Here is a 4,640-nt window from a genome sequence, read left to right as displayed (position 1 = left end):
GCGGTCTGAATAATGGTGGCGTCAATGACGACGGCGGATGCCTTCTCTACTTTTAGGCCTTTTTCGGCCAGTTGGCAGTTAATCAGTTCCAGCAATTCGGACAGGGTGTCGTCTTGCGCCAGCCAGTTACGGTAGCGGCATAAGGTGCTGTAATCGGGGATGCTCAGTTCGTCAAAACGGCAAAACAGGTTGAAATCGATGCGGGTATGAGGCTGTGTTCGACTTCGGGATCGGAGAGGCTGTGCCATTGTCCGAGCAGGACGGCTTTGAACATGGATAGCAGTGGATAGGCGGGGCGGCCGCGGTGGTCTCGGAGGTAACGGTTTTTTTGACGGTTCAGGTATTGTTCGATCGGTTGCCAATCAATCACCTGATCCAACTTCAATAGTGGGAAGCGGTCGATGTGTTTGGCAATCATAGCTTGGGCGGTTTGCTGGAAGAAGGTGCTCATGAAAATCCCCTAAATGTCTTGGATGGGAATTTAGGGGATTTTGGGGAATTTTGCAAAGGTCTCGATGGGTCTGCGACGCACAGTCCGCCATCAGGCAAAGAGAGCCTTATCTCAAATTCACGTTATATATCATTAGGTTTAAGTATCTTTCCCTTGCTATTTTCCGATATTCTTTATTTCCCGAAACCTATGAAAACCGATCGTTTGAAAACCGAAAAAAGATTTTCAGACGACCTTTCTATCCGGTTCCTGTGCTGCGGCAGGCACGGCCGTATCCGCTTGCGGCAAACGGTGCAGTTTGTACCAATCGTACAGCCGCTTCAGACACAATAAGGCAATCAGCGGCATACAAAATGCGCTGGCCAAATAGCGCGGGTTGCCGAAATTGAACACGGGATACCCCATAGCAGCGGAAATCAGCGCATTGCCCCATTCCCACAGCGACGGCACACTGAATGCCAATACCGCCAGCAGCCCCAACGTGCGGAAAATGCCGATGGGCAGGATACGGCGTTTTAAAACCGTACCGTTAAGTTGGAGCAGAGTCAGCAGTCCGAAGCCGATAATAACCATCATGCCGCCGTTGGCAATAATTTGCAGGCTGTTGAACGCAATGTCGGGCGTAACGGCAAGCCCTCCGTCAGAAGGCGTGCTTTGCTGCAAATTAAGCCCTTGCGAGATATTGAGGACAAAGCCGTAAACCATGTCGGCCAAAACAATGAAAATAGGCAACGAGGTGATCAGTTTTTTCATGGCAGTTGTGTGATGGGAAGTGGTGGCGGCATTTTTACCGAAAGCGGCTTATGGTAAAGCAGCGGGCGGCGGGAGGCAATAGCGTCGCCGTCCCTCTTCCGATTATGCCGTTCGTTATTCGGGCGTGTTAAACCATATGGTTTACGTTACAATTATATTGTCTTAAGACAATACCGCACAGCGCTTTCAGACGACCTTATTCTGCCACCGACAGGAATCTTTATGCACGCATCCGTCCTCAGCCGTTTTGCACCGGCTTTATACATTTTGATGTTTTTTGCCGGTTTTCTAACCGCCTGCGTCTGGTTTAACCCCCAAGACTATCTCGCCGACCTTACCCCTGTCATCACGGCATTTGCCGCCATCGCGCTGGTTTGGCTTGCGTGGGCTGTCGTCTCAGTCAGAATCAAGGCAAAAAGCGAAATGCAGCATCGAGAAAAACTGATACAGCGTGAAAGCGTCCACCCCGTCCTGCATGCCGCCATCCGTCCGGTAGAAGACAAACCCGGCATGATTGCCTTCGTTATCCGCAATCACGGCAAAGGCATGGCGAAAAACATCCGCCTGAAAGCCACCGCTATTTCTGACCACCCTTCTGCTTCGGCTGTCGCCGCCGCGCTGGCACGGCTGCCGGTATTTGCCGAAGGAGCGGACATGCTGGCGGCAGACGAAATTTACGCAGGTATTTTCGCCGACATCCATACCCTTGCCAAAGCAGGAGAATTCGGCGGAATCGTCCGCGTGGACGCCGACTGTGAAAATGTTTTCGGCGATGCCTGCACCTCGCAGACGGATTTGGACGTCAGCCTACTGAAACAGGTCGGTACAATCGAAATACCCCGCAAAAAACTGCTGTATTGAGCATCTGTATTGAGCATCAGGCAATATAACCCGCTCCGGCAAGCCATCCGCTCCGCATTCCGCATGACGACACGGCATATTGCGAAAAGGTCGTCTGAAAACCTGTTTCCAAGTTTTCAGACGACCCCATGATTATCTGTCGTTTGCGTGTCGATTATTTAACGCGCAACACTTCCAGCGTATTGGTCGAACCGGATTCGCGCATTTGCGAACCGCTGGTGATGATGTATTGGTCGCCGGAGCTTAAGATTTTATGTTCGACCAACATAGCTTCCACTTCGTTCAGCGCCGTATCGTGGTCGGTGCTGGTCGCCAAAATCAACGGGCGCACGCCGCGATACATTGCCATGCGGCGTTGGGCGGAAATGCTCGGGGTCAGGGCAAAAATCGGCAAAGTGATGTTGTGGCGGCTGATTTCGAAGGCGGTTGAGCCGCTTTCGGTCAGGGCGACAATCGCTTTGGCGTGAACCGCACGCGCCACGCCGACCGCGCCGCCGGCAATCGCCAAGTTAGTGCTAACGGCTTCGGGATACTCGACCTGTTCGGCAACGCCGTTGAGCGAGTCCTGCTCTTTTTCGGCTGCCGCGCAAATAATCGCCATTTGGCTGACAGTTTCAAACGGATACGCGCCGACGGCGGTTTCGGCGGAACACATCACCGCATCGGTGCCGTCCAATACCGCGTTTGCCACGTCGCTGACTTCCGCGCGGGTCGGTACGGGGTTGGTAATCATGGATTCCATCATTTGGGTTGCCGTAATGCTGAAGCGGCGTAACTCGCGTGCGCGGCGGATCATGCGTTTTTGCAGGGCGGGGACGGCTGCGTGTCCGACTTCGACCGCCAAGTCCCCGCGTGCCACCATGATGCCGTCGCTGGCGAGGATGATTTCGTCTAAGTTTTCAATCGCTTCCACGCGTTCGATTTTAGACACCAAACCGGGGCGAACGGCAGTGCTGCCTTTCATTTCTTCTTCTACTTTGGCGCGGGCGATGTGTAAATCTTCGGCGGATTTCACAAAGCTGATGGCGAGGTAGTCGCAACCGATGGCAATCGCGGTTTTCAGGTCGCGGAAGTCTTTCTCGGTCAACGCGCCTGCGGACAAACCGCCGCCGCGTTTATTGATGCCTTTGTTGCTTTTCAACACATGGCTGTTTTCAACTTTAGTAACAATCTTACTACCTTCAACGGATTCCACGGTCAAAGTCAGCAAACCGTCGTCCAACCACAAAACATCGCCCGCGACGACATCATTAGGCAGGTCGCGATAGTCCAAACCGACCGCGTCGCGCGTGCCTTCGCCTTCGAGTGCGGCATCAAGTACCAGCGTTTCGCCTTTATTCAATTCGATGCTGCCGCCGGCGATTTTGCCGACGCGGATTTTCGGACCTTGCAAGTCGGCGAGGATAGCGATTTCCTGTCCGGCGCGTTTTGCCGCTTCACGCACGATGCGGGCGTTTTCCTGATGGAATTCAGGCGTGCCGTGGCTGAAATTGAAACGGACGACATTCAGACCGCCTACACGGATCATGTCTTCCAACAACTGAACATTGTTGCTGCCCGGCCCCAACGTAGCGACGATTTTGGTGTTGTGGCTGATGCGGGTTACATCGCGTTTTGCATTACTCATGTGAAGCGTCCTTTCGGTCAATCCGTTGATAAATGGCATACGGCTTTGTTGGAAAATTACAAAATTTCATCCAAACGTCGTCTGAAATTTGTAGGGTAAAATCCTACGTTGAGATACTTAAGCCGTAAATCATGATACAAATTAATATTTTGGCATTCTACTCCTAAAGCCAAACAACTGGTGGAAAATTACAGAATTTTCTGACTTAGGCTAAATTTGGCAGACTTATACGGATTCCGGCAAAACAAACTATTCTTCTGCAACTTTAAAGCCTGCTTTCAGACGACCTCAGCGCGATTTGGGTTTATAATTTCCTTTTTCTCAACTGATTTTCCCTGTTTACCATGATCGATTTAGAGACCAAACGCCTTGAAACCCAAGCCATGCTTGATAATGCCGAGCTTTTGTTCGACCAAGACCAATGCCGTGCCGCGCTGCAAAAAGTGGCGGACGAGATTACGCGCGACTTGGGGGACAAATATCCGCTCCTGCTGCCTGTAATGGGTGGGGCGGTGGTGTTTACGGGGCAGTTGCTGCCGCTGTTGCGCTTTCCGTTGGACTTTGATTATGTTCATGTTTCCCGTTACGGCGACAAGCTGGCGGGCGGTGCGTTCAACTGGAAGCGGATGCCCGACCCTGAGCAGATTCGGGGTCGCCATGTGGTTGTGTTGGACGATATTTTGGATGAGGGACACACGATGTCGGCGATTCAGTCCAAGCTCTTGGAAATGGGCTCGGCGAGCTGCCGTGCGGCTGTGTTTGCCAACAAGTTGATCGACAAGGAAAAACCGACCAAGGCGGATTATGTCGGGCTGGATGTTCCCAACCGCTACGTCTTCGGCTACGGGATGGATGCGGCGGGCTGCTGGCGCAATTTGGGCGAGATTTACGCGCTCAACCAAGGCTGATGCGGAATGAAAAAGGTCGTCTGAAAACCTTTTCAGACGA

4 protein-coding genes and 1 pseudogene are annotated in these 4,640 nt (G+C 52.5%); 2 read left to right on the top strand and 3 right to left on the bottom strand.

Going from position 1 to position 4,640, the window contains the following annotated elements:
• Together HMPREF2907_RS13415 and HMPREF2907_RS01350 are read right to left on the bottom strand one after the other, a co-directional pair.
• A pseudogene (locus HMPREF2907_RS13415) lies at positions 1 to 451 on the bottom strand (transposase); the annotation flags it as partial.
• Between the two features lie 225 nt (positions 452 to 676).
• Positions 677 to 1,204 (bottom strand): hypothetical protein, encoded by a 528-nt coding sequence (locus tag HMPREF2907_RS01350; RefSeq protein WP_070679247.1) that lies wholly within the window; start codon positions 1,202 to 1,204, stop codon positions 677 to 679.
• 222 nt (positions 1,205 to 1,426) lie between these two features.
• Here HMPREF2907_RS01350 and HMPREF2907_RS01345 point away from each other — a divergent pair, with 222 nt between their 5' ends.
• Positions 1,427 to 2,065, top strand: a complete 639-nt coding sequence (locus HMPREF2907_RS01345; protein ID WP_039406301.1) for a hypothetical protein — start codon at positions 1,427 to 1,429, stop codon at positions 2,063 to 2,065.
• Between the two features lie 154 nt (positions 2,066 to 2,219).
• Here the strand turns inward: HMPREF2907_RS01345 and pyk are convergent, their stop codons facing one another.
• Positions 2,220 to 3,692, bottom strand: a complete 1,473-nt coding sequence (pyk, locus tag HMPREF2907_RS01340) for a pyruvate kinase (RefSeq protein ID WP_070679245.1) — start codon at positions 3,690 to 3,692, stop codon at positions 2,220 to 2,222.
• 344 nt (positions 3,693 to 4,036) lie between these two features.
• On the opposite strand from pyk, the gene HMPREF2907_RS01335 reads away from it, so the two are divergent.
• Positions 4,037 to 4,600, top strand: a complete 564-nt coding sequence (locus tag HMPREF2907_RS01335) for a hypoxanthine-guanine phosphoribosyltransferase (RefSeq protein WP_070679244.1) — start codon at positions 4,037 to 4,039, stop codon at positions 4,598 to 4,600.
• The last annotated feature ends 40 nt before the right edge of the window (positions 4,601 to 4,640 follow it).

Origin of the sequence: Neisseria sp. HMSC055H02 (assembly GCF_001813335.1) — a bacterium.
GTDB lineage: Bacteria > Pseudomonadota > Gammaproteobacteria > Burkholderiales > Neisseriaceae > Neisseria > Neisseria sicca_C.
Note: the sequence above shows the minus strand (reverse complement) of the source record. Positions and strands in the feature narration are given on the sequence as shown.